16 protein-coding genes are annotated in these 20,927 nt (G+C 71.1%); 11 read left to right on the forward strand and 5 right to left on the reverse strand.

Annotated elements, in window-relative coordinates:
- Positions 1 to 4: 4 nt before the first annotated feature.
- Both KF684_12235 and KF684_12240 read right to left on the reverse strand, forming a co-directional pair.
- A complete protein-coding gene (locus KF684_12235; GenBank protein ID MBX3353692.1) occupies positions 5 to 1,303 on the reverse strand; it encodes an ABC transporter permease in 1,299 nt (432 codons plus the stop codon).
- Entirely contained in the window at positions 1,303 to 2,148 is an 846-nt protein-coding gene (locus KF684_12240; GenBank protein MBX3353693.1) for an ABC transporter ATP-binding protein, read from the reverse strand. The genes KF684_12235 and KF684_12240 overlap by 1 nt, the downstream gene beginning before the upstream one ends.
- Before the next feature lie 751 nt (positions 2,149 to 2,899).
- On the opposite strand from KF684_12240, the gene KF684_12245 reads away from it, so the two are divergent.
- The 10 genes from KF684_12245 (at position 2,900) to truD (ending at position 13,743) form a co-directional block, all read left to right on the forward strand.
- Positions 2,900 to 3,358 carry a fasciclin domain-containing protein gene (locus KF684_12245; protein MBX3353694.1) on the forward strand — a complete coding sequence of 153 codons (459 nt, stop codon included), beginning with the start codon at positions 2,900 to 2,902 and terminating at the stop codon, positions 3,356 to 3,358.
- Positions 3,359 to 3,579: 221 nt separating this feature from the next.
- On the forward strand, positions 3,580 to 4,125 hold the full coding sequence (locus KF684_12250; GenBank protein ID MBX3353695.1) for a sigma-70 family RNA polymerase sigma factor: 546 nt from the start codon (positions 3,580 to 3,582) through the stop codon (positions 4,123 to 4,125).
- Positions 4,122 to 5,117 (forward strand): hypothetical protein, encoded by a 996-nt coding sequence (locus tag KF684_12255; GenBank protein ID MBX3353696.1) that lies wholly within the window; start codon positions 4,122 to 4,124, stop codon positions 5,115 to 5,117. Before KF684_12250 ends, KF684_12255 begins: the two co-directional genes overlap by 4 nt.
- A gap of 196 nt (positions 5,118 to 5,313) precedes the next feature.
- Positions 5,314 to 6,204 (forward strand): alpha/beta hydrolase, encoded by an 891-nt coding sequence (locus KF684_12260; protein ID MBX3353697.1) that lies wholly within the window; start codon positions 5,314 to 5,316, stop codon positions 6,202 to 6,204.
- A gap of 3 nt (positions 6,205 to 6,207) precedes the next feature.
- On the forward strand, positions 6,208 to 7,836 hold the full coding sequence (locus tag KF684_12265) for a GH3 auxin-responsive promoter family protein (protein MBX3353698.1): 1,629 nt from the start codon (positions 6,208 to 6,210) through the stop codon (positions 7,834 to 7,836).
- A 77-nt stretch (positions 7,837 to 7,913) separates the two neighbouring features.
- Positions 7,914 to 8,489 carry a hypothetical protein gene (locus KF684_12270; GenBank protein ID MBX3353699.1) on the forward strand — a complete coding sequence of 192 codons (576 nt, stop codon included), beginning with the start codon at positions 7,914 to 7,916 and terminating at the stop codon, positions 8,487 to 8,489.
- Between the two features lie 10 nt (positions 8,490 to 8,499).
- On the forward strand, positions 8,500 to 9,255 hold the full coding sequence (locus KF684_12275; GenBank protein MBX3353700.1) for an NRDE family protein: 756 nt from the start codon (positions 8,500 to 8,502) through the stop codon (positions 9,253 to 9,255).
- Entirely contained in the window at positions 9,252 to 11,966 is a 2,715-nt protein-coding gene (locus KF684_12280; protein ID MBX3353701.1) for an alpha/beta fold hydrolase, read from the forward strand. The genes KF684_12275 and KF684_12280 overlap by 4 nt, the downstream gene beginning before the upstream one ends.
- Positions 11,967 to 12,056: 90 nt before the next feature.
- Positions 12,057 to 12,446, forward strand: a complete 390-nt coding sequence (locus tag KF684_12285; protein ID MBX3353702.1) for a bifunctional nuclease family protein — start codon at positions 12,057 to 12,059, stop codon at positions 12,444 to 12,446.
- A 10-nt stretch (positions 12,447 to 12,456) separates the two neighbouring features.
- Entirely contained in the window at positions 12,457 to 13,743 is a 1,287-nt protein-coding gene (gene truD, locus KF684_12290; GenBank protein ID MBX3353703.1) for a tRNA pseudouridine(13) synthase TruD, read from the forward strand.
- Here truD and KF684_12295 read toward each other — a convergent pair.
- From KF684_12295 to KF684_12305, 3 genes are all read right to left on the reverse strand, one after another.
- Positions 13,730 to 16,525: a hypothetical protein gene (locus KF684_12295; protein MBX3353704.1), complete on the reverse strand. Its 2,796-nt coding sequence runs from the start codon at positions 16,523 to 16,525 to the stop codon at positions 13,730 to 13,732. The two genes, truD and KF684_12295, sit on opposite strands and share 14 nt — an antisense overlap.
- Positions 16,526 to 16,622: 97 nt before the next feature.
- The gene (locus KF684_12300; protein ID MBX3353705.1) at positions 16,623 to 17,882 is read right to left on the reverse strand and encodes an FIST C-terminal domain-containing protein; all 1,260 of its coding nucleotides are present in this window, start codon (positions 17,880 to 17,882) and stop codon (positions 16,623 to 16,625) included.
- A 64-nt stretch (positions 17,883 to 17,946) separates the two neighbouring features.
- A complete protein-coding gene (locus KF684_12305; GenBank protein MBX3353706.1) occupies positions 17,947 to 18,729 on the reverse strand; it encodes an HNH endonuclease in 783 nt (260 codons plus the stop codon).
- A gap of 299 nt (positions 18,730 to 19,028) precedes the next feature.
- On the opposite strand from KF684_12305, the gene KF684_12310 reads away from it, so the two are divergent.
- Entirely contained in the window at positions 19,029 to 20,906 is a 1,878-nt protein-coding gene (locus tag KF684_12310) for a glycerophosphoryl diester phosphodiesterase membrane domain-containing protein (protein ID MBX3353707.1), read from the forward strand.
- Positions 20,907 to 20,927: the final 21 nt, after the last annotated feature.

Raw genomic sequence — 20,927 nt, forward strand, 5'->3', positions numbered from 1 at the left:
CGGCTCAGCGCATCTCGAAGCGTCTGAACCCGACAACGCCGAGCGTGAAGCACGCGCCGCCCAGCGCGATCAGCATCGCGCAGGGTCGGAGCATCTGCGCAGGGGTGAACCCTCTCCAGATGGCGCCCTCGAGCGCCCGGATCGACCACGACACCGGGCTGATGACGCTGGCGTGCTGCATCCATCCCGGCATGACGAAGAGCGGGATCATGCCCCCGCCCAGCATCGCGAGGACGAGCAGCGCCGCCCAGGAGAACCCGCCGGCGGACGCCTCGCTGCGCCCCAGGACAGCGAGGAGCATCATCATGCCGCAGAAGCACACCGCGCTGGCGACGATCGCGCAGGCGAGCAGCGGGAGCGACTGGGGGCGCACCCCGAAGAACACCTCGCCCACGACGAGCAGCATGACGGTGACGATGAGCATCGCGAGGAAGCACGCGAGCGCCTTGGACGCGAGGATCTGCGCCGGCGAGACCGGCGCGATGCGCAGGCGCGTGAGCGTGCCGTGGGTGCGCTCGGTCACGAGCGACATCGCGAAGCCGTAGCACGACCCGAGCAGGCCCCAGATCATCGCCTGGGGGAAGGTGACCTCGAAGGGGTTCGCCGGCCTGTTTCGGCGCTCGCGGCGCACGGAGACGGTCTCGACGCCCACGGGCCTCCACGAGCCGGCGTCGCCCGGCCCTGTCTCGGGCTCCTGCGCTGACCGCTCGATCTGCTCCGCGAGGCCGACCATCGAGTTGAGCATCGCGCCGATCGCGAGTCGCGTGGGCATGTCGATGCCCGTCGCGCCGGTCAGCGCTTCGCGCGCCTGCGCCACGCGCTGGCGCATCGCGTCGGCGTCCTGAAAGTCGCCCTGCATCCGCGCGAACGAGACCTCCATCAGCACCCCGTTCAGCATCGCGCTCTCCGCGGCGCGCGAGGGGTCGACCGCGAGGCGCACGCCCGGCGCTTCGCCGAAGAACAGACGCTCGGAGGCCAGGCCGAAGCCCTCGGGCACCACGAGCGCAGCGGGGCGCCGGCCGGCGCGCACGGCGTCGAAGGCCTCGCCCTCCGTCTCGGCCCGTTCGACCGCGACCAGCGAGTGCGCGTCGAACCGCGCGAGGAAGTCGCGCGAGGCCTCGGTGTCGTCGAGATCAACCGTGAGGACGCGAAGCTCGGCGCTGCCCCCCTCTCGAGGCCCCGAGAACACGTACCCGAAGAACACGCCGATCATCAGCGGGAACAGGAACGTGAACACGAACGCGACGCGATCGCGGAAGAGCAGCCGGAGGTCCTTGATGGCCAGCACAACGAGGGGTCGCATCAGTCTCGCAGACTCCTGCCGGTCAGCGCGAGGAACACGGTCTCGAGGTTCGCGCGCTCGATGTGAACGCCCAGGACATTGCCCGACGCGAGGATCTCTGGCAGCTTTTCGATGGGGCGGTCGGCGTGGACGCGCTCGACGCCCTCCGGGCGCTCGACCGAGACGACCGACGCCCCGCCGTATGTCTCGATCAGGTCGTGCACCGTCCCCTCGGCGAGGAGGCGCCCGCGGTCGATCACGCCGACGCGGTCGCAGAGTCGCTGCGCCTCTTCCATGTAGTGCGTGGTGTAGACGACGGTCTTGCCCGATTCGCGCAGCGCGAGGATCGCCTCGAAGATCGCGTTGCGCGAGTGCGGGTCCACCCCCACTGTCGGCTCGTCGAGCAGCAGCAGCGGCGGGTCGTGCACCAGCGCGAGCGCGAGGTTGAGCCGGCGCTTCATGCCCCCGGAGTATGTCTTGACTCGCGAGTCCGCGCGGTCGTGCAGCTGCGCGAAGTCCAGCAGCTCGCCGACGCGCCGGCGCGTCGCGGACGCGTCGAGCCCGTAGAGGCGCGCGAACAGGCGGAGGTTTTCCGACGCCGTCAGGTCGTCGTAGAGCGCGAGCGACTGCGGCGCCAGGCCGAGATGCCTGCGCACGCGCGGGTCGGTCGGCGCGCCCACGCCGTCGATCGTGATCGAGCCCGAGTCTGGCGTGAGCAGCCCGACGATCAGCGACAGCGTCGTGGTCTTGCCGGCGCCGTTGGGCCCCAGCAGCCCATAGACCTCGCCCCGGCGCACACCGATGGTGAGCCCGTCGACGGCGGGGCGTCCGCCGAAGCGTTTGTGGAGGTCGTCGACGCGCAGCATCCGAGGAGCATCCCTGACCCGACGCGCCGCGTCAATCCGGACGATGACGGGATGCTTTGACGCGCGCTTCGCCTGGCGTGCGCCGAATCTGAGGGCCGACGGCCCCCGAAACCCATGCCAGCCAGGGCGCTGTCGCGCCCGACGCGTGCAAAACCACGCACGCACCCCACACACGACAACACGATTGTCACGCGATGGAGAAATTGACATGAAGACTTCGAACGTTCTCGTCGGCATCCTCGGCGTTACCGGCCTCGCCGCCGCCGCCCTCGCCACCTGCCCGTCGTCGCAGACCGCCAAGGCGTGCGGTGACAGCGCCACCGACGGCCAGGCCCGCGTGGTCGCGGCCAGCTACTCCGCCGAGCAGGGCGCCAAGTCCGGCTCGTGGGGCGCCAAGGCCGACATCGTCGACACCGCCGTCGCGGCCGGCCAGTTCAACACGCTCGCCGCGGCGCTCAAGGCCGCGGGCCTGATCGACACCCTCAAGGGCTCTGGCCCCTTCACGGTGTTCGCGCCCACCGACGCCGCCTTCGCGAAGCTCCCGGCCGGCACGGTCGAGACGCTCCTGCGTCCCGAGAACAAGGACAAGCTGATCTCGATCCTCACCTACCACGTCGTCCCCGGCGCAGTGAAGGCCGAGCAGGTCGTCGGGCTCAACGGCGCCGCGACCGTCAACGGGCAGCGCGTGAGCATCGTCGCGAACGCCGGCGGCGTCACGGTCGACGGCGCCAAGGTCGTCACCACCGACGTCATGGCCAGCAACGGCGTGATCCACGTGATCGACAGCGTCATCCTGCCCTCGGGCAAGAACATCGTCGAGACGGCGGTCGGCGCCGGCTCCTTCAAGACCCTGGCCGCCGCCCTCGAGGCCGCCGGTCTCGTGTCCGCCCTGGAGGGCGAAGGCCCGTTCACCGTCTTCGCCCCGACCGACGAGGCCTTCGCGAAGCTCCCGGCCGGGACCGTCGAGAGTCTCCTCAAGCCCGAGAATCGCGAGACGCTCAAGGGCATCCTGTTGTACCACGTCGTCTCCGGGCGCGTCTTCAGCGAGGACGTCGTGAAGCTCAGCGAGGCCAAGACGCTCCAGGGCTCGCCGGTCAAGGTCTCGACGGCCGGCGGCGTCAAGATCAACAACGCGAAGGTCGTGAAGACCGACATCAACGCGACCAACGGCGTGATCCACGTGATCGACACCGTCATCCTCCCCAACTGACTTCCCCCTGATTTCACACCGGCTTCCTCTGGAATGCGCGTCTCCAGCCAGCCATGACCGCACTTTCTGTCTCCATGTCGGGTATTGTGAAGGGGCGTTCGGAACGCGACGCGCGACCCGCGCCCGGGCGCCCCTTCCCCGGCATGGAGGCATCCTCCCGTTTGGCACCCTCGAGCGAGCTGACAACCCTCGAACGCATCGCGCAAGGCGATGAATCGGCAGTGCAAGACTGCATTGACCGGTTCGGGAACCTTGTCTGGTCGCTCGCGCGTCGGCTCAGCGGGGGGCAGGCCGACGCCGAGGACGCGGTGCAGGACATCTTCGTCGATGTCTGGCGCAGCGCCGCTCGCTACGACCCCTCTCTCGCGTCCGAAGCCACCTTCATCGCCATGATCGCGCGTCGCCGGCTCATCGATCGGCGGCGCCGGCTCTCGCGCCGGCCCGACGAGGTCAGCGCCCCTGCCCCTTCCGAGATGTACGCCGACTATCGCGAGGAAGGCCTCGAACGCCTCGATCTCTCCGACGAGGCCGAGATGGCCCGCTCCGCGTTCGACGCGCTCTCCCCAGAGCAGCAGCGAGTGCTCCAGCTCTCGCTTCAGTTCGGCCTCTCCCACCAGCGGATCTCCGAAGCCACCGGCCTGCCCCTGGGCACGGTCAAGACGCACGCACGCCGCGGGCTCATGCGCATCCGTCAGGCGCTCCAGCGCGAGGGCAACGCGGGCGACGGCTTCGACGACGGGTCTCTGCGCGAGGAGGTGACGCCGTGACGCACCGCCAGAACAACGCATCCGGGTTCCAGGGGGACGACCGCTCGCTCGAGCTGGCGGCGGCCTACGCGCTGGGGGTCTTCGACGAGCAGGAAGAACGCGAGCTGCGCGAGATGTTCGGCGGCGAGCTGGACGAGATCGTACGCGACTTCGAGCTGGCGGCGGCGGCGCTCTCCACCGCCCTGCCCGGCGCGTCGCCCAAGGACGCGATCCCCGAACAACTCAAGGACCGACTCAAGATCGCCGGGGCGAAGTGGTCTGCCGGCGCGCGACGCCCGGGTCCGACGACCGACGCGCCGTCCTTGCGCGTCGCCGGCGCGACCCCTTCGACGATGACCGGCGGCTCCCGCTCGACCCGTCCGGGCTGGATGATCTGGGGCGGCTGGCTGGCGGCGGCGGCGTGCCTTGCGCTCGCTGTGTTCGCCTGGCTGCCCGGCCGCCCGACATCGCTGCCCGGCGCCGATTCCGGCTTCGCCGCCGAGCCGGGCGCGAGCCAGGACCGGCTCGAGACCCTGCGCAGCCGTCTCATTTACTGGGGCGCGGCCGAGCAGGGCGACGCGATTCTCGCGTCCTGGACTCCCCTCGAGAGCCCCGATCCCACCGCGATCGCCGCCGGGGGCGACATCGTGTGGAGCACGACCAAGCAGTGCGGGTACATGCGGATCGAAGGCCTCGCGTCCAACGACCCGGGCGCGTTCCAATACCAGCTCTGGATCTTCGACGACGAGCAGAAGCACCCGGTCGACGGCGGCGTCTTCGATGTCCCGCCCGGCGCGGCGGGTGGCGCGATCCTGATCCCGGTCGATCCCAAGATCGCCGTGCGCAAGCCCACGCTCTTCGCCGTCACCATCGAACGACCGGGCGGCGTGGTGGTCTCTGACCGCGAGCGCATCGCGCTGATCGCGCCCGAGCCCAAGCCGGTCGCCGAGTGCCTGCCCGACGCGACCTCGCCCTCGAAGCGCAATGGCTCCGCCCCGCGAGGGCGTGGCTGACCGATTTTCGACGCCCCCGGGTGCGGCTCTGAGGGGCCTGAGCCATGGTCTTGGTCGAAACCTGACGGAAACCGGCGGACGGACTCCCCAACCTCTGGGTGCGAAGGTTATTATCTGCGTACTTGCGACCCGGCCCCGGCGGAGGGAGCACCGGGGGCGCCAGAGGGACGCCCATGACGTCCCGGGAGCGGTGTGCTTGACGATCGCAGCCACGAGTCTGACCACGAGGGAACTGTCCAGCGAGCTCTACGACTCGCTGGGCATCGCGCACCCGCCTTCCACCCCGGTCCGGGTCGAGGAGATGGGCTCGGGCGATCCCGTGGTCTTCCTCCACGGGCTGCTCGGGATCAACGACCACTGGAAGCCGATGACCGCGCACCTGGCCGACAGGGCGCGCTGCGTCATGATCGAGGCGCCCCTCCTCGAGCTCAAGGGAAGTCTCTGCAGCGTCGACGGCGTGACGGCGGTGATCTCCGGGACGCTCGACCGCGTGCTGGACGGTCAGCCGGCGGTCCTCGTGGGCAACTCGCTGGGCGGGCATGTGGCGCAGCGCCTCGCGATCTCGCGCCCCGATATCTGCCGCGGGCTCGTCCTCGCCGGTTCGTCGGGCCTGTTCGAGCGCACGCTCGAGAAGAACGTGCAGCACCGCCCGAGCCGCGAGTGGATCGAGCGCAAGATCTTCGATCTGTTCTATGACCGGTCCAAGGTCCCGCCCGACTGCGTGGACAAGGCGTACGAAGAGCTCTCGCAGCGACACGGCGCGCGCGCGATCGTCAAGCTCGGGCGCAGCGCCAAGGCGGACCACATGGGCGAGCGCCTGCACCAGATCACGCAGCCCACGCTGCTGCTGTGGGGCAGGCAGGACAACGTCACGCCCCCCATGGTCGCCGACGAGTTCCACGAGCTGATCCGCGACACGCGCCTTGTGTGGCTCGACGAGTGCGGGCACACCCCGATGCTCGAGCACCCCGAGTTGTTCGCGAAGCATGTGCGCGCGTTCCTCGACGAGCTCGACGCCGGCGGCGCCCGCGCTGTCGGGGCGGACCCGAAGGGCGACGCGCGCGACGGCCGGCAGGAGGTCGCGTAACCGATGGCCGCCTGGACCTCGGTGGTCGGGTCTGGTCTGAAGGCCGCGCTGTCCCGGCGCGCAAGGCTGCTCGATGATCGCGCCTACTGGGCGCAGAACTCCGGCGATATCCAGCGGGCCGAGCTGCGTCGCCTGCTGCAGCGCGCGCAGGACACCGCGTTCGGCAAGCGACACGGCTTCCAGCGCATCCACGCGATCACCAGCGATCATGGCATGCTCGAGGCCTACCGCGACGCGGTCCCGGTCCGCGAGTACCTCGCGCTGCGCGACGAGTGGCTCGAGCCCATGCGCACGGGAGCGATCCCCGATCACTGCTGGCCCGGCGTCGTGCGCGACTGGGCGCAGACCAGCGGCACGACGGCGGGCGATAAGTACGTGCCCGTCAGCAAGGACCTGCTGCGCCACAACATGCGCAGCGCGCTCGATATCTACGCCCACGCCCTGCGGCGCGGGATGTCGCTCTCGAAGCTCTTCGGGGGCAAGATCGTCTTCCTCGGCGGGTCGACCGACCTCGCCGAGAACGATCAGGGCGTGCGCACCGGCGACCTGTCCGGCATCGTCACCCAGCTGATCCGCTGGCCCCTGTCGACGGTCTACCTCCCCGGCAAGCGCGTCGCCCTCATGAGCGACTGGACCGAGAAGATGGGCGCGATGTCCGAGCTCGCCGCGAGCGCCGACGTGCGCGCGATCAGCGGGATGCCGAGCTGGTCCATCGTGCTCTTCGAACGCGTCATCGAGCTCGCCCGCGCCGGGGGCCTCGACGCGACCTGCGTGCGAGATGTGTGGCCGAACTTCGATCTGTTCATCCACGGCGGGACGCGCTTCACGCCCTTCGAGCCGCGCGTGCGCGAGTTGTGGTCCGGCTCACCCACCGGCGACGACGTGCCCAACCGCATCGAGGTCTACGCCGCCAGCGAGGCGTTCGTCGCGGTGCAGGACGAGCGGGGCGAGCCGTCGATGCGCCTCAACATCGACAGCGGCGTGGTCTACGAGTTCGTCCCGGTCGAGGAGCTCTCGACCGGCCACCCCGGCGCGTTCCTCTGCGACAAGGTCGAGAAGGGCCAGCGATACGTCGTCGTGCTCTCGACCTGCGGCGGGCTGTGGCGCTACGTGCTGGGCGACGTGGTCGAGTTCGACTCGATCCCCCCCGAGGGCCCGGCGCGCCTGAGGATCGTCGGGCGACACAAGCATTTCATCAACGCCTTCGGCGAGAACCTCATCGTCGAGCACATCGAGACCGCCGTCGCACGCGCCGCGGAGAAGACCGGGGCGCGCATCGGCGAGTTCACGGCGGCGCCGGTGTACCCCGACCCCTCGACCGGCGTTCGCGCCGGGCTCGAGCTCGCGGTCGAGTGGCACTCGCCCCCGGCCCTGCTCGAGCCGTTCGGGCGCGAGTTCGATCTCTCGCTCAAGGCGCAGAACGTGGACTACACGACCAAGCGCAAAGACGATCTGGGGATGCGCCCCCCCACCATCACCACCCTGCCCGGGGGGACATTCCACGACTGGCTCGCCCGACGGGGCAAGCTGGGCGGGCAGCACAAGTGCCCCCGGTGCGCGAACCATCGCGAGATCATCGCCGACCTTCGTGAAATCGCCGAGAGCCGCGAACGAGCAACCAGCGGGGCCTGACGCGCCGTCCGGTCTCGTCGGGGCGTGTCGCCCGTCGTAGAGTGAGTGGAGCGAGCCACAGCAAGGACCATCGACGAGTGAACACGAGCAATCAGCCGACGCAGGGAATGACCGAAACGAAGCCGGGAGCGTGCGAGCTGGCAAGAGTCGCGTCGTGCGCCGACGCGCTGCTGACCCAGTGCCGCGCCTTCGTCGAAGGAACGCGCGCCGTCTTCACGCTGCCCTGCGCGTCGCTGATGAACAGCACCATCGGCCAGCACCTGCGGCACAACCTCGACCACTTCGGAGCGGCGATCGGCGCGTTCGGGTGCGCCGACCCGGTGGACTACGACCATCGCGAGCGCGGCACGCCCGTCGAGACCGACCCTGACGCCGCGATCGCGGTCCTCGACGACCTTCGCGAGCGTCTCGACGCGCTCCGCTCGGGCGGCGCACGCGACGGCGAGATCACCGTGCGCATGATGCTCACCGCCGGCGGCGAAGAGGCGGCGCTGCGCAGCACGCTGTCGCGCGAGCTCGCGTTCGCCAGCCACCACGCGATCCACCACCACGCGATGATGGCCGCCATCGCGCACGCGCACGGCGCGCCGGTCCCCCCGGGCTTCGGCAAAGCGCCCTCCACGCTGCACCACGAGACCGTCGCGACGCGCTGAGCGATCGAGCATGTGCACCGTCACGATCATCACGACCCCGGACGGCTTCCGCCTGGTGACCAACCGCGACGAGCGGCGCACGCGCCCGCTCGCGATCGCGCCGACCCTGCGCTCGCTCGGCGGTCGGCCCGCGCTCAGCCCCACCGACCCCCTCGGGGGCGGGACCTGGGTCGCCGCGACCGACGCCGGGCTCGTGTACACCGTGCTTAACGGCAATCCCTCGCCGATGCCGGCGCTGCCCGCCCGGGAATTGCTGGTCTCGCGCGGGCTGATCATCCCTCGCATCGCCGGCGCGTCGACCATCGCCGAGGCGATCAACCTGACCGAGAACCTGCCCCTCGAGCGCCTCGCGCCCTTCCGGCTGATCGCGACGGACGGGCGCACGACCGTGGAGGCGTGGTGGGCGCGCGAGACGCTCTCGCTGTCGCGCCGCGGCGCCGGGCCGTCGTGCTGGGCGTCGAGCGGACTGGGCGACGCGCTGGTTCAGGTGCGCTTGCCGCTGTTCCGCGAGCTCGTCGTGGACGCCGGCGCGACGCCCGACGCGCAGGACGCCTTCCACCGGCACCAGTGGCCCGACAACACGCGTCTGAGCGTTCGCATGGATCGCGAGGACGCGCGGACCGTCTCGCGCACGACGGTCGAGGTCTCCTCGCGCACGCGCGAGGCGCTCGTCCGGTACGAAGATGACCAAGGGGTGCGCACGCTCGCCCTGCCCCTGCGCGCCCACGAGCAGGCGGCGCATCGCGCCGCGCGAGGGAACGGGTGAAGCGTCCCCGTCGCAGGAGACGGGGCGGCCTGTTCCGCCCGCCCCGCCGCGGCCGGCGGGTCCTGCGGCGCGTCCTGCTGCTCTGGGCGCTGCTCCTGACCGTCTCGTGGTTCGTCCGGCTCACGACGCCTTCGCCCTACACGCCCCCTGCCGAAGCCGACGGCGGGGTTCGTCGATTCGTGCTCACTCCCCAGTTCGATTCTCGCGGCGAGGAGATCGAAGACTCCTCGATGCGCCTCGCGTTCTACCGCTGGGCGGCGGACGAGGACGACCGGATCGACGGCAGGCCCCCTGTCATCCTGCTCCACGGGAGCCCGGGCAGCGCCTCCAACATGACCGCGATGGGCGCCGCCCTCGCCGACGAGGGCTACGTCGTCTACGCGTTCGACCTGCCCGGGATGGGCATGTCCGAGGGCTGGGTCGAGAGCTTCGGCGCGCGCGCCTGCGCGTCGGCGATCCTCGCGGCGATGCACAACCTCGGCATCGATCGCGCGCACCTGGTCGGCTGGTCGTGGAGCGGCGCTGTCGTCACCCGGATGGCGGAGCGCGCGCCGGACCGCGTCGCCTCGATGACGCTCATGGGCGCCAGCGTGACCATGGAAGCCGAAGGCACCGGTGATTGGCGCTTCGAGCGCGCGAAGTACGCCATCGGCTACGTCGCCCTCGTCGTGGCCCCCGAGGCGATCCCCCACTTCGGCTTCCTGGGGACGCTCTCCAGCCGGCACGCGTTCATCCGGAACTTCTGGGACACCAACCTGCGCCCCATGGCGCGCGTCCTCGCGAGCGTCGAGACCCCCACCCTTATCGTCCACGGGCGCGACGACATCCTCGTCCCAGCGTGGGGCGCCGAACTCCATCACTCCCTTGCGCCCAACAGCCGTCTCGTGGTGCTCGACGCCGGGCATTTCCTGCCCATCCCCGAGCCCTACGGCCAGCTGGGCGAGACCGTCGCCCACCTGCTCCCCTTCCTCCTGCGCCACGACGAGCCGGGGATCCCGGCGCTCACCGGCATCGCCGACTTCTCGCCCGTGAACCGCTCGACCGTGACGGACATGGGCATGGTCCACGTCTCGCGCTCGATGCACTGGGCGCTGATCATCCTTCTCATCATCGTCGCGACCTTCATCAGCGAGGACGCGACGGTCATCGCTGTCGGCCTCGCGATCGCGCACGGGCAGATCGACCCCTTCGTCGGGCTGATCGGGTGCTTCCTGGGCATCCTGATCGGCGACGGCGGCCTGTGGGCGCTGGGCCGGTTCGTGGGGCGGCGCGCGCTGAGCTGGCCGATCGTGCGCGCCTGGGTCCCCGAAGCGTCGCTCGACCGCTGGGGACGCTGGTTCGACCGACACTCCATCGCCGCGGTCTTCGTCGCGCGCGCCTTCCCGGGCACGCGCGTGCCGACCTATTTCGCGGCCGGGCTGCTCTCCAAGCGGGCCCACGGCTTCCTGCTCTGGGCGACGCTGGCGGTCCTCATCTGGACGCCCCTGCTGCTCACGATGGTCATCCTCGTCGGCCCCAGACTCGTCGACGCCGTCGAGCGCGTGCTGGGCGGGCCCGTCGCGATCGTCGCGGTCATCGTCTTCCTGCTCATCGTCTACCGGGTGCTGACCTACGCCTTCACGTGGACCGGGCGACGGAGGCTGCTCGCCGACGCGCTGCGCATCGGGCGCCCCGAGTTCTGGCCCTCCTTCGTGTTCTATCTCCCGCTGGTCCCCTGGATCGCCCTCCAGGCGCTGCGCCGAGGCGGGCCGATGACCTTTACCTGCGTCAACCCCGGCATCCCCCACGGGGGCGGCGTCGTGGGCGAGTCGAAAATGCACATCTTCCGCGCCCTCGCCGGCGCGAGCGACCGACTCATCCCGACCGCGTACATCGACGCAGGGCCCAGCGCGTCGGAGCGCGCCGACCTCGTCGCCCGGCTCGTGCGCGAGGACCCGACCCTCGGGGACTACCCCGTCATCCTGAAGCCCAACGAGGCCCAGCGCGGGCACGGGTTCAAGGTCATCCGCAACCGCGAAGACGCGCACCGCTACTTCGAATCGATGACCCGCGCCGCCCTGCTCCAGGCCTATCACCCCGGCCCCTTCGAGGCCGGCGTCCTCTGGAAGCGCGAGCCCGGCGAGGAGCACGGTCGCGTCTTCTCCGTCACGAAAAAGGTCTTCCCCATCATCGAGGGCGACGGCGAGTCCACCCTCGAGCGCCTCATCTGGAAGCACCCGCGCTTCATGATGCAGGCCGATCTCTTCCTGAAGCGCTACGACGCCGAGCGCGACCGCGTCCTGGGCAAGGGCGAGAAGATGCGCATCGCCATCGCCGGCAACCACTGCCAGGGCACGATGTTCGTCGACGGCGCCGACCTCATCACCCCCGAGTTCGAGCGCGCGATCGACGAGGTCGCGACCTGCTTCGAAGGCCGGGGCCTCGACTTCGGACGCTTCGACATCCGCTACGCCAGCGAAGACGACCTGCGCGCCGGGCTGGGGTTCAAGATCATCGAGCTCAACGGCACGATGTCCGAGTCGACCAACATCTACGACCCGAGCAAGCCCGTCTGGTGGGCCTACAAGATCCTCCTGCGCCAGTGGGACGCGCTCTACCGGATCGGGGGCGCCAGGCGACGGGCCGGGGTCCGCCCCATGACCATCCGGGAGCTGATCCGGACCGCCGCCGAGCACTATCGGGGACGCCCGGGATCCTCGGTCGCCGATTGACGCTCGGGCCGGTTTGGGCGAACATGTCGTGCCGACCACGCGTAGGTTCGTGCGCGTCCCAGCCCTGGAGCAGCCCCGATGCCCGTGGAGATGGAACTCTCCCGAATCCTGATCCGCGAGCTCAATGACTACCAGATCATCGAGCTGCGCGAAGTCGAGGGCGACCGCTCGTTCCCGATCGTCATCGGACTGCCCGAGGCGCAGGCGATCGACCGGCGCCTCAAGGGCATCGAGATCAAGCGCCCCCAGACCCACGACCTGCTCGCCCACATCATCGAGACCATGGGCGGGACGCTCGACTCCATCTCCATCAACGACCTCGCCGAGCACACCTTCTTCGCGTCCCTCAACATCCGGCAGAACGGCCAGACCCTCAATGTCGACTGCCGCCCGAGCGACGCGATCGCGCTGGGCGTCGCCGCGGGAGTCCCCATCTTCGTCGCCGAGCATGTCCTCGACGCCGCGATCAAGGACGCCTGATCCCCCAACCGTGGACAGCGCACCAACCATCCCGGGCGTGACCTGCGGCTATCTCACCGCCGACCTTCGCGGCGTCGGGGGCGTCATCAAGGCGCGCCCCGAGGACTTCCTCGTCGACGAGGAGCCCCTCTACCAGCCCTGCGGCGAGGGCGAGCACATCTACCTCTACATCGAGAAGCGCGACCTCACCACGCCCCAGGCCGCGGAGATCCTCGCGAAGCACTTCGGCGTCGAACGGCGCGCCGTCGGGTACGCGGGCCTCAAGGACAAGCGCGCGATCACGCGCCAAGTGTTCAGCGTGCACACGCCCGGCAGGTCGTTCGAGGAGTTCCCCGAGCTCGCCCACCCGCGCATGGCCACCCTCTGGGCAGACATGCACACGAACAAGCTCCGGCTCGGGCACCTGCGCGCGAACCGGTTCTCCATCCGCGTGCGCGCCGTGCGCGCCGTCGACGTGCGCGCCGCGATCGCGATCGTCGAGCGCCTCGAGCGCTCGGGCGTGCCCAACCTCGCCGGCGAGCAGCGTTTCGGCGCTCGCGCCAACAACCACCTGCTCGGGCGCCACGAGGCCTCCGGCGACTCGCGCGCCCTGCTCGACGAGCTGCTGGGCGCCCACGGGGTCGACGACGGGCAGGGCTCGCTGCGCGACGCGCGCGAGGCGTACGCACGCAGAGACTACGACGCGGCGCTCGGGGCCACGCCGCGCGAGATGGAGGCCGAGCTGGCCGCCCTCCGCTCGCTCGTGCGCCACGGCGACCCCGACCGCGCCGCGCGCGCGATCCCGCGCCGGCTCCGCCAGTTCTGGGTCAACGCGCTCCAGAGCTGGGCGTTCAACCGCGTGGTCTCCGGTCGGATCGAGCGGGGCGAGTTCGATCGGATCCTCCCGGGCGATCTGGCCTGGAAGCACGACAACGGCGCGGTGTTCCGCGTCGACGACGCGCTCGCGCAGGACCCGCAGACCCGCGCTCGCGCCGAGCGCTTCGAGATCAGCGCGTCCGGCCCGCTGTGGGGCCCGAAGATGACGCGCGCGCACGGCGCTGTCGATCGCGCCGAGATGGACGCGCTCGGCGAGCTCGGCGTCACGCTCGACCAGATCGCCGAGTGGGAGCGACGCTCCGGCTGCGAGGCCCCCGGGGCCAGACGGGCGATCCGCGCGCCGCTCGTCGATCCCGAGGCCGAAGGCGGCGCCGACGAGCACGGCGAGTATGTCCGCGTGGCCTTCGAGCTGCCCCCCGGCGCCTTCGCGACGATCGCGCTGCGCGAGATCATGAAGCCCGAGACCGCTACTCGATCGTGACGCTCTTGTTCAGACGCCCGGCGCCGTCGATCTCGATCAGCCCGACGCGCACGCGCTGCCCGCGCAGCCGGGCCGCGCCGTCGCGATAGGTGAACCGCAGCACGGTCGACTGCCCCGGCCCCAGCGCGCTCACCGGGGCCTGCTCGCGCGCGTACCCCGGCGCGACGGCGAACGCGCGGAGCGTCGCCGCCCGATCGCCCTGGTTCACGATCGACACGGTAATCAGCAGGTCCGTCGGCTCGCCCGCCTCGTTGCGCACGAACGAGTAGGTCGGCGTCATCTGCAGCGTCGAGAGCCCGATCTCGAGCGGCGCCGACACGCGCAGCACCGGGTACTCCCGGATCGCGTTCAGCTCGACCTCCGCGACGACGGTGCGCAGGCCCGCCTCTTCCGCCAGCCCGAAGGACAGCTCGACCGGCAGGCGCTGCTCGCCCCCGGGCGGGATGTTGAACGCGAACAGACGGGGCTCGATCTTCCAGCGGTCCGGCGCGGGCTCGGCGATGCGCAGCCGGCCGCTGATCCCGGCCGGGAAGGGGTTGCGCAGCACGACATCGACCTGGTGCACCGTCGCTTCGGCCGGGATGAAGGGCGGGTCGATCGCGAACCCTGCGCGGAAGAGCGCGAGGTCCACGTCGACGCCCTCGATGAACACCGGGGTCTCGGTCAGCGGGATCGTGTGCACGCCGTCGACCAGCCCGACGGTGCGCGTGTTGCCGAAGGGGTCGATGACCCGGACGGGGTCGGCGCCGAGGTACGTCCGGATGACGGCGCTGGCCTCGGGGGCAGCGTCGTTCCAGGCGAGCAGCGCGCCCTCGCGCGCGCTCGTGGTGGCGGACTTGAGGATCATCGCCGTCATCCCGTCGGCGACCGGCAGGTCGGCGACGATCCGCCGTCCCCCCAGTCGCTCGACGATCTGGCGCCAGGCGGCCAGCGTGGGCTCGGGCGCGGCGCTCGTGGATGCGTGTCGCCCGACGCCCTCGCGCGTGGTCCAGTTGGCGTCGATCGCGATGCGCTGCGCGCCGGCCTTCCACGCGTAGGCGGCCCGCTTCACCAGCTCGATCACGCCGGCGCGCCGGCCGTACACCGCCGCGTCGGGGGGCTCGATGACCATCGTGGCTTCGACCCGTCTCCCCCAGTAGCGCACGTACTCCTCAACCGCCTCCAGACGCACGGAGGGCGGCAGCGTCACCGTGACGGCGCCGCGACCCGCGATGCGGTCGTCGATCGATTGCTCGGCGCGCCACGGGACCGCGACCTCCACGCTCGGGACCAGGCGACCGAGCTCGCGCCGGACGCTCTCGAGCTCGCCGGCGAGCTTGGGGCGCCAGAACGGGTACGCCTCGCCGGTGCGCCCGACCTGCCAGCGCGACACGCGCTGGCCGAAGCGGTCGAGGATCGCGTTGAGGTACAGGGTCCAGGGCGGGACCGCGCCCAGGGGCGTGGTCCAGCCCAGCAGCTCCATCGGCTCGCGAACGTCGATCTGCAGGATCTCGGCGAGTTCGTCGGGAACCCCGGTGACCGTGAAGGTCAGGTGGATGCCCCGGTCGAGGAGCGACTGCACGATCGGATCGATCCGGCGCGCGAAGGAGCGCACCTCGTAGGAGGTGATCGAGCGGTCGAGCACCGCCATCTGCACCGCGCCCACCCCGACACGGCTCGCCAGTTCGGGCAGCGCGTCCAGCTGCTCGCGCGGCACCTGCTCGGCGATCAGCGAGAACCGCTCGGCTTCGGGCCCGCGGCTGCGCAGGGTCGGGGGCGTCCACAGGAAGTCGAGGTACGACCGCGCGACGAGCTCGCCGTCGCCGGCGTGCAGTTCGAGCACGGCGCGCCCCCAGCCGAAGCCCGGCAGCGTCGGCGACCACGAGAACGCCTCCCCGCCCGGCGAGAGCGTCTTGCGCATCGTCGCGACGCGCGCGCCCTCCATGTCGTAGACCGTCATCGTCGCGCGCAGCGACTCGCCGGTCAGGTCGCGGACGCGCGCCTGGATCACGGGCGTCTCGGGCGCGCTGAGGATGTTCGCCCGCGACGCAGTCGCCAGCTCGACGCGAGGGAGCTGGTTCACGACCACGTCGTCGAACCACGCCGCCCCTCGCACATCCTCGTGCCAGACGCGGTTCGCGAAGACCGGATCGTCCTCGCGCGGGGCCTCGTGCCCCAGCTCGCGCCGTCGCGCGCGGTCGAGCTCACGCGGCTGCAAGAGCTCGAGATCGATCTGGATCCACGCCGCTCGCTCGTGCACGCCGCGCAGCTCCGCCTGCACGAACGCCCACTCCCCGCTCGAGCGCACCACGCGCGTCGACGCCTCGCCCCCGGGGATGGGCTGGCGCCGATCGTCGAGGAACCGCGCGACCAGGCGCGCCCCGGATCGCGACAGCCCCTCGGTCTGGATCCGTGCGGTCACCACGTAGTCCGCGCCGGGGATCGCGGCGATCACGCCCGGCGACAAACGCAGCGATGCGCTGCCGCCCTCGGTCGGGACCTTCACCGAAAACTGCCCCGAGAACGCGCGCGACTCGTCGAACGACGCCTTGTTCCACGCCGGGAACCCGGGACGGTCACGCGCAGGGGGGTTGTGCTGCGCGCGCACCCAGTACTGCGGCACTTCCTCGGCGTTGAAGTCCTGCTCCTCGAAATCAAACACCCGCACGACCCGCTGAGACGCCACCGGGGCGTCGTCGAGCGGCTGGGCCGACGCAAGCCCAGCCAGCGCGCACCACAGCGCCGGCGTGAAGACGCCTCCATGCCGGCGCGTACGCCAAGCGGTCCCGGGTCGTCGGGGCATACGGGTTCTATCGACCCGGCGGGCGCCGCCGGTCCAACACCCGCGCCGGTTCGGCCCGACAGCAGGAACGGGGGCCTGGGGCCGGGGGCCGGGGCGATCAGTCGTCGATGTCGAGGGTGGGGCGCGAGCGGAAGACCGCGACGGTCGCGGTGTGCCCGTGCAGGAACACCTGATCGCCCACGGGGCCGATCTCCCCCGCCGCGAAGAAGCCGGCGAGCGGGGCCGGGTTGCCTGCGCCGTCGAGAACGGCGCGGCTGACTGCCCGCGCGTCGTGGTGAACCGTGGGGAACAGGCGCGTGCCGCGCCCGTTGCACGAGATAAGCAGCGACCCCAGCGCCGGCCCGTGAAGGGGCTGGGTGCTGAGCAGCAGCTGCAGGTCTTCGCTCGCCGTCTTGGCGTCGCGGACATGGAACTGGACGGTCTGCCCGACGCGCACGAGGTCGGCGACGGCGAGCGCCCCGCGCTCTTGCTCGACGCCCACCACGTTGCGGATCAGGAAGTCGCCCCTCCCAAACCGCGGCTTGTACTCGTTGATCACGCGCCCCACGAACAGCCCGCGCTCCAGGAGTTGGCGGTCCTCGGTCGAGAGCCCCTCGATGGTCTCGTGGATCACCTCCAGCGCCTTGCGACCCCCCAGCCGGAAGATGATGTTGCGCTTCGCTTCGGTCACGAGCCAGGGCTGACCGACCGGGCGGCAGCCCTGCGACACGATGAAATCCACGCCCACCTGCCCGCTGATCACCGCGCCGATCGCGCCGGTGCGAGACAGGCGTTTGTTGATCACCAGCCCGTTCGCGCCGGGCGTGTTCCCGGCGCTGGCCAGCCCGCCCATGATCGGCGCACGCCTGCGGCCGAGCGTCTGCGTGCACATCGACGAGAGCGCCGGCAGCAGACGCACCATCGGCACGCTGAACGGATCGGCGAAGAGCACGATCGCGCGCAGCGAATCGTCCACGCCCAGGGCGGCGGCCATCGCGTCGCCGATGCTCGGGTCGTCGTCGTCTGTCAGCGCGGGCAGATCTTCAGAGGTGAATGTCTTGACGCTCGCCCCCGGCAGTCTCGCCGCGAACAGCGAGACCCCCGGCTTGCCCTCCAGCTCCTGCGCGCCGGCGATCACCGCTTCCCCCGAGACAGCGAGCACGGCGCCCGGGTTCATCCGCCGGTGGATCACGTCGCCGATCGCCCCCATCAGCTGCGCGTGGTGCTGCGACGCGAACGCGAACACCAGGTCGGCGTCTCCCCCCTCGCCCAGCGCCGCGACCGCCTTGTCGCAGGCGAGTTCGACCGCGGCGACGGCGTCCGGGTTGTCGGACACGCCGCCGGCGACGGAATACACGCTGGGAACGCCTTGGCTCATCTCGCGGCGAGTATACGAAGCAGGAGGCGGTGCGTGTTCCCCGGGGCGGCCGAGGCGGCCCGGTTCAGCCCAGCTCGACCGACCAGTACGCCTCGTCGAGGAAGGCCCTCCACGACTCGTACTTCTGCTGCCCGAGGCGGACGACGATCGCCGGGTTGCGCTTGGGCCGCACCGGTCGCGTGATCAGCTTCATGTGCGCCTGGTCGGGGGTGCGCCCGCCCTTGCGCGCGTTGCAGCGCACGCAGGCGCAGACGAGGTTGTCCCAGGTGTCCAGCCCGCCCTGCGTGCGCGGGACGACGTGGTCGATGGACAGCTCGCTCGTCGGGAAGGTGTTGCCGCAGTACTGGCACCTGTTGCGGTCGCGCGCGAACAGGTTGCGCCGGTTCAGTTTCACGTGCTGGGCCGGGAGGCGGTCGTACCCGAGCAAGCGGATGACCTTGGGGACCGCGATCTCGACGCGAACGGTCCTGATCCAGTCGTGCTTGTCGGGCTCGAAGCGGCGCTGCAGCTCGCTGATCTCGGCCCAGGTCGAGAAGTCGTACGAGTGGTACCGCCCCTCGTCGACGTGGATCACCTCGGCGATGTCTCGCGCGAGCATGGCGAAGGCGCGCTTCGCCGAGATCACTCGTATCGCCATGTAGAACCGGTTGAGGACCAGCACCTTCGCGTCCAGCCCGCCGCTGAGCGCGACCGCGTCGGCGCCGGCGAGCGAGCGCTCGATGGCGATGGTCGAGCCGTTGAAGGTGGCGAGTCTGTCCCCCTCCGGGGAGGGAGCGCCGGGACGATCACCCCCGGCGTGTGACGCCGCGTCGTGCGTGCGCCCGGCTCGTGTTGCCCGCGAGGACATACCACTCTCCGTCCTGGTTCTCCGGCGCGTCGTGCGCCGGTGTTTGTCAGGTGCAGAAGCGTACACGAACAGATCGGGCGAAACAATCCCGTCCCGTGAGTGTTGCGTGAAGGTCCGAAATCAACCGGAGCGCGCACGGTCGGACTCGCCCCTCCCGCCCTGCCCTGCCCCGCCCCGCCCCCGCCCCCGGCCCCCGGACCCCGGCCCGGGCTGCACCCCTGCACGGCTCGCGCGGGAGGAGCCGCCGGCAGGCGTTCGCGGACACGGGAGGCCGGGACCGTCCCGCTACAGTGCCCCCCATGCGCGAGACCGCCCTGCGGGTGATCCGAGACTCCCTCCGTGCGTTCCGGCTCGCCCCAGCGACGATGCTCGCCGCCTGGATCGTCGTGGAGGCGACGACCGGCGCGCTGCTCGCGCCCATCGCATCCTGGGCGACCAACTGGCTCATCAGCACGACGGGGCGCTACGCCGTCGCGAACGAGGACATCGTCCGCTTCGCGCTGACGCCGGCAGGGGCCGCCGCGATCTTCGTCGGCGCGGTCATCTCGCTCCTGGGCGTCGTGCTCGCGCGGGCGTCGATCCTTCGGCTCGCGAGCAGGCGCGACGGCGCGACGACGCGGCGCGGGCTCGCCGGGATCGCGCGCGAGAGCATCGGCGCGCTGGTCGCGTCGGCGTGGGCGCTGCCGCGGCTCACCTCGCTCATCGCGCGCCAGCTCGTGCTCCTGCTGCTGCTCGCGTCGCCCTTCTTCATCGTGATCGGGCTCGTCGCCTGGTTCGCGACCCGCGACGCCGAGCTGTACTGGGTCGTCACCGTGCGTCCGACTCGTTTCTGGGTCGCTCTCGCGATCATCGCGACCTGCGCGATCGCGATGCTCGCGACCGTCGTGCCCGTGTGGCTGCGCTGGTCGCTCGCGCTGCCGCTCTGCGTGCTCGAGGGCCGACGCCCGCGCGCCGCGATGCGCGAGAGCGCCGAGCTCATGCGCGGGCGTCTGCGCGTGGCGGCGGCTGCGCGCCTGGGCTGGTTCATCGGGGTGAACCTCCTCGCGGCGGGCGCCCTCTCGCTCGTCTACGCCGGCTCGGTCGCGCTCCTCTCGCGCGAGGCGGGGTCGCTCACGCTCACCGCCGCCCTCGCCGGCCTCTCCCTGCTCGCGCACGGAGCGATCCTCGCGCTCGAAGCGATCACGGTGGGCGTCGGCGACGCGCTGCTCGTCCACACCCTCTGGCGCAGGGCGCGACCCGAGGCCGCCGCGAACCTTTCGCCCCCGGGCGACAACGCCCCGGCGCGCGCGCGGGCGCCCCTGCACGCTGGTCGTGCGGTTCGCCTCGCGGCGATCGGGCTGGGCGCGCTGGCGCTGGTCGTCGGCGCGTCGTCGGCGAAGTTCCTGCTCGGGCTTCGCCGCCCGCTCGATGTCGAGCTGACGGCGCACCGCGGCGCGTCGAGCGTCGCGCCGGAGAACACGCTGGCCGCGATCCTCGCCGCCGGCGCCCTCGGGGCCGACCGCATCGAGATCGACGTGATGCTCTCCTCCGACTCGCGCGCCGTGGTCTTCCACGACACCGACCTGCGGCGCATGGCCAACGACCCTCGGCGCGTCGCCGACATGACCCTGGCCGAACTACGCGAGATCGACGTCGGCTCGTGGTTCGATCCGGCGTTCGCCTCCGAGCGCATCCCCACGCTCGAAGAGGTCCTCGACGCGATGCGCGACGCCGGCGCCGGCGCGACGCTCAACATCGAGCTGAAGACCGGCGGCGACCCCGACCGCCTCGCCAGTGTCGTCGCGAAGATCCTCCGTGAACGGGGCGACACGACGAGCATCGTCACCTCGCTCTCCACCCGGGCGCTCGTCGCGATGCGCCGCGAGGACCCCGACAGGCGCCTGGGCGCGATCGTCTCCGCCGCTGTCGGAGACGTCTTCCGCCTCGACGTCGATCTGTTCGCCGTCCCCGTCAACCGCGCCACCAGCTCGCTGCTGGCCGCTTCGGCGCGGGCGGGTCGGCAGGTCCACGTCTGGACGGTCAGCGACCCGGAGATGCTCACCAACCTCGCGCTGCGCGGCGTCCACGGCGTGATGACCAACGACGTGGAGCCCATGCGCGCGCGCCTGCACGAACTGAACGAGCTCGAAGACCTCGAGCGTCTGCTGCTGGCGTTCCGGGCCAGGCTGCTCGAATAGCCCGGGGGCCCCCCGCTACAC

The organism is Phycisphaeraceae bacterium, assembly GCA_019636675.1.
In the GTDB taxonomy this organism is placed as follows: domain Bacteria; phylum Planctomycetota; class Phycisphaerae; order Phycisphaerales; family UBA1924; genus JAHBXC01.

Bases quoted from the DNA above. Each gene is read 5' to 3' on its own strand.
- KF684_12235 (MBX3353692.1), bottom strand. From the start codon at position 1,303: ATGCGACCCCTCGTTGTGCTGGCCATCAAGGACCTCCGGCTGCTCTTC.
- KF684_12240 (MBX3353693.1), bottom strand. From the start codon at position 2,148: ATGCTGCGCGTCGACGACCTCCACAAACGCTTCGGCGGACGCCCCGCC.
- KF684_12245 (MBX3353694.1), top strand. From the start codon at position 2,900: ATGGCCAGCAACGGCGTGATCCACGTGATCGACAGCGTCATCCTGCCC.
- KF684_12265 (MBX3353698.1), top strand. From the start codon at position 6,208: ATGGCCGCCTGGACCTCGGTGGTCGGGTCTGGTCTGAAGGCCGCGCTG.
- KF684_12275 (MBX3353700.1), top strand. From the start codon at position 8,500: ATGTGCACCGTCACGATCATCACGACCCCGGACGGCTTCCGCCTGGTG.
- KF684_12285 (MBX3353702.1), top strand. From the start codon at position 12,057: ATGGAACTCTCCCGAATCCTGATCCGCGAGCTCAATGACTACCAGATC.
- KF684_12295 (MBX3353704.1), bottom strand. From the start codon at position 16,525: ATGCCCCGACGACCCGGGACCGCTTGGCGTACGCGCCGGCATGGAGGC.
- KF684_12300 (MBX3353705.1), bottom strand. From the start codon at position 17,882: ATGAGCCAAGGCGTTCCCAGCGTGTATTCCGTCGCCGGCGGCGTGTCC.
- KF684_12305 (MBX3353706.1), bottom strand. From the start codon at position 18,729: ATGTCCTCGCGGGCAACACGAGCCGGGCGCACGCACGACGCGGCGTCA.
- KF684_12310 (MBX3353707.1), top strand. From the start codon at position 19,029: ATGCGCGAGACCGCCCTGCGGGTGATCCGAGACTCCCTCCGTGCGTTC.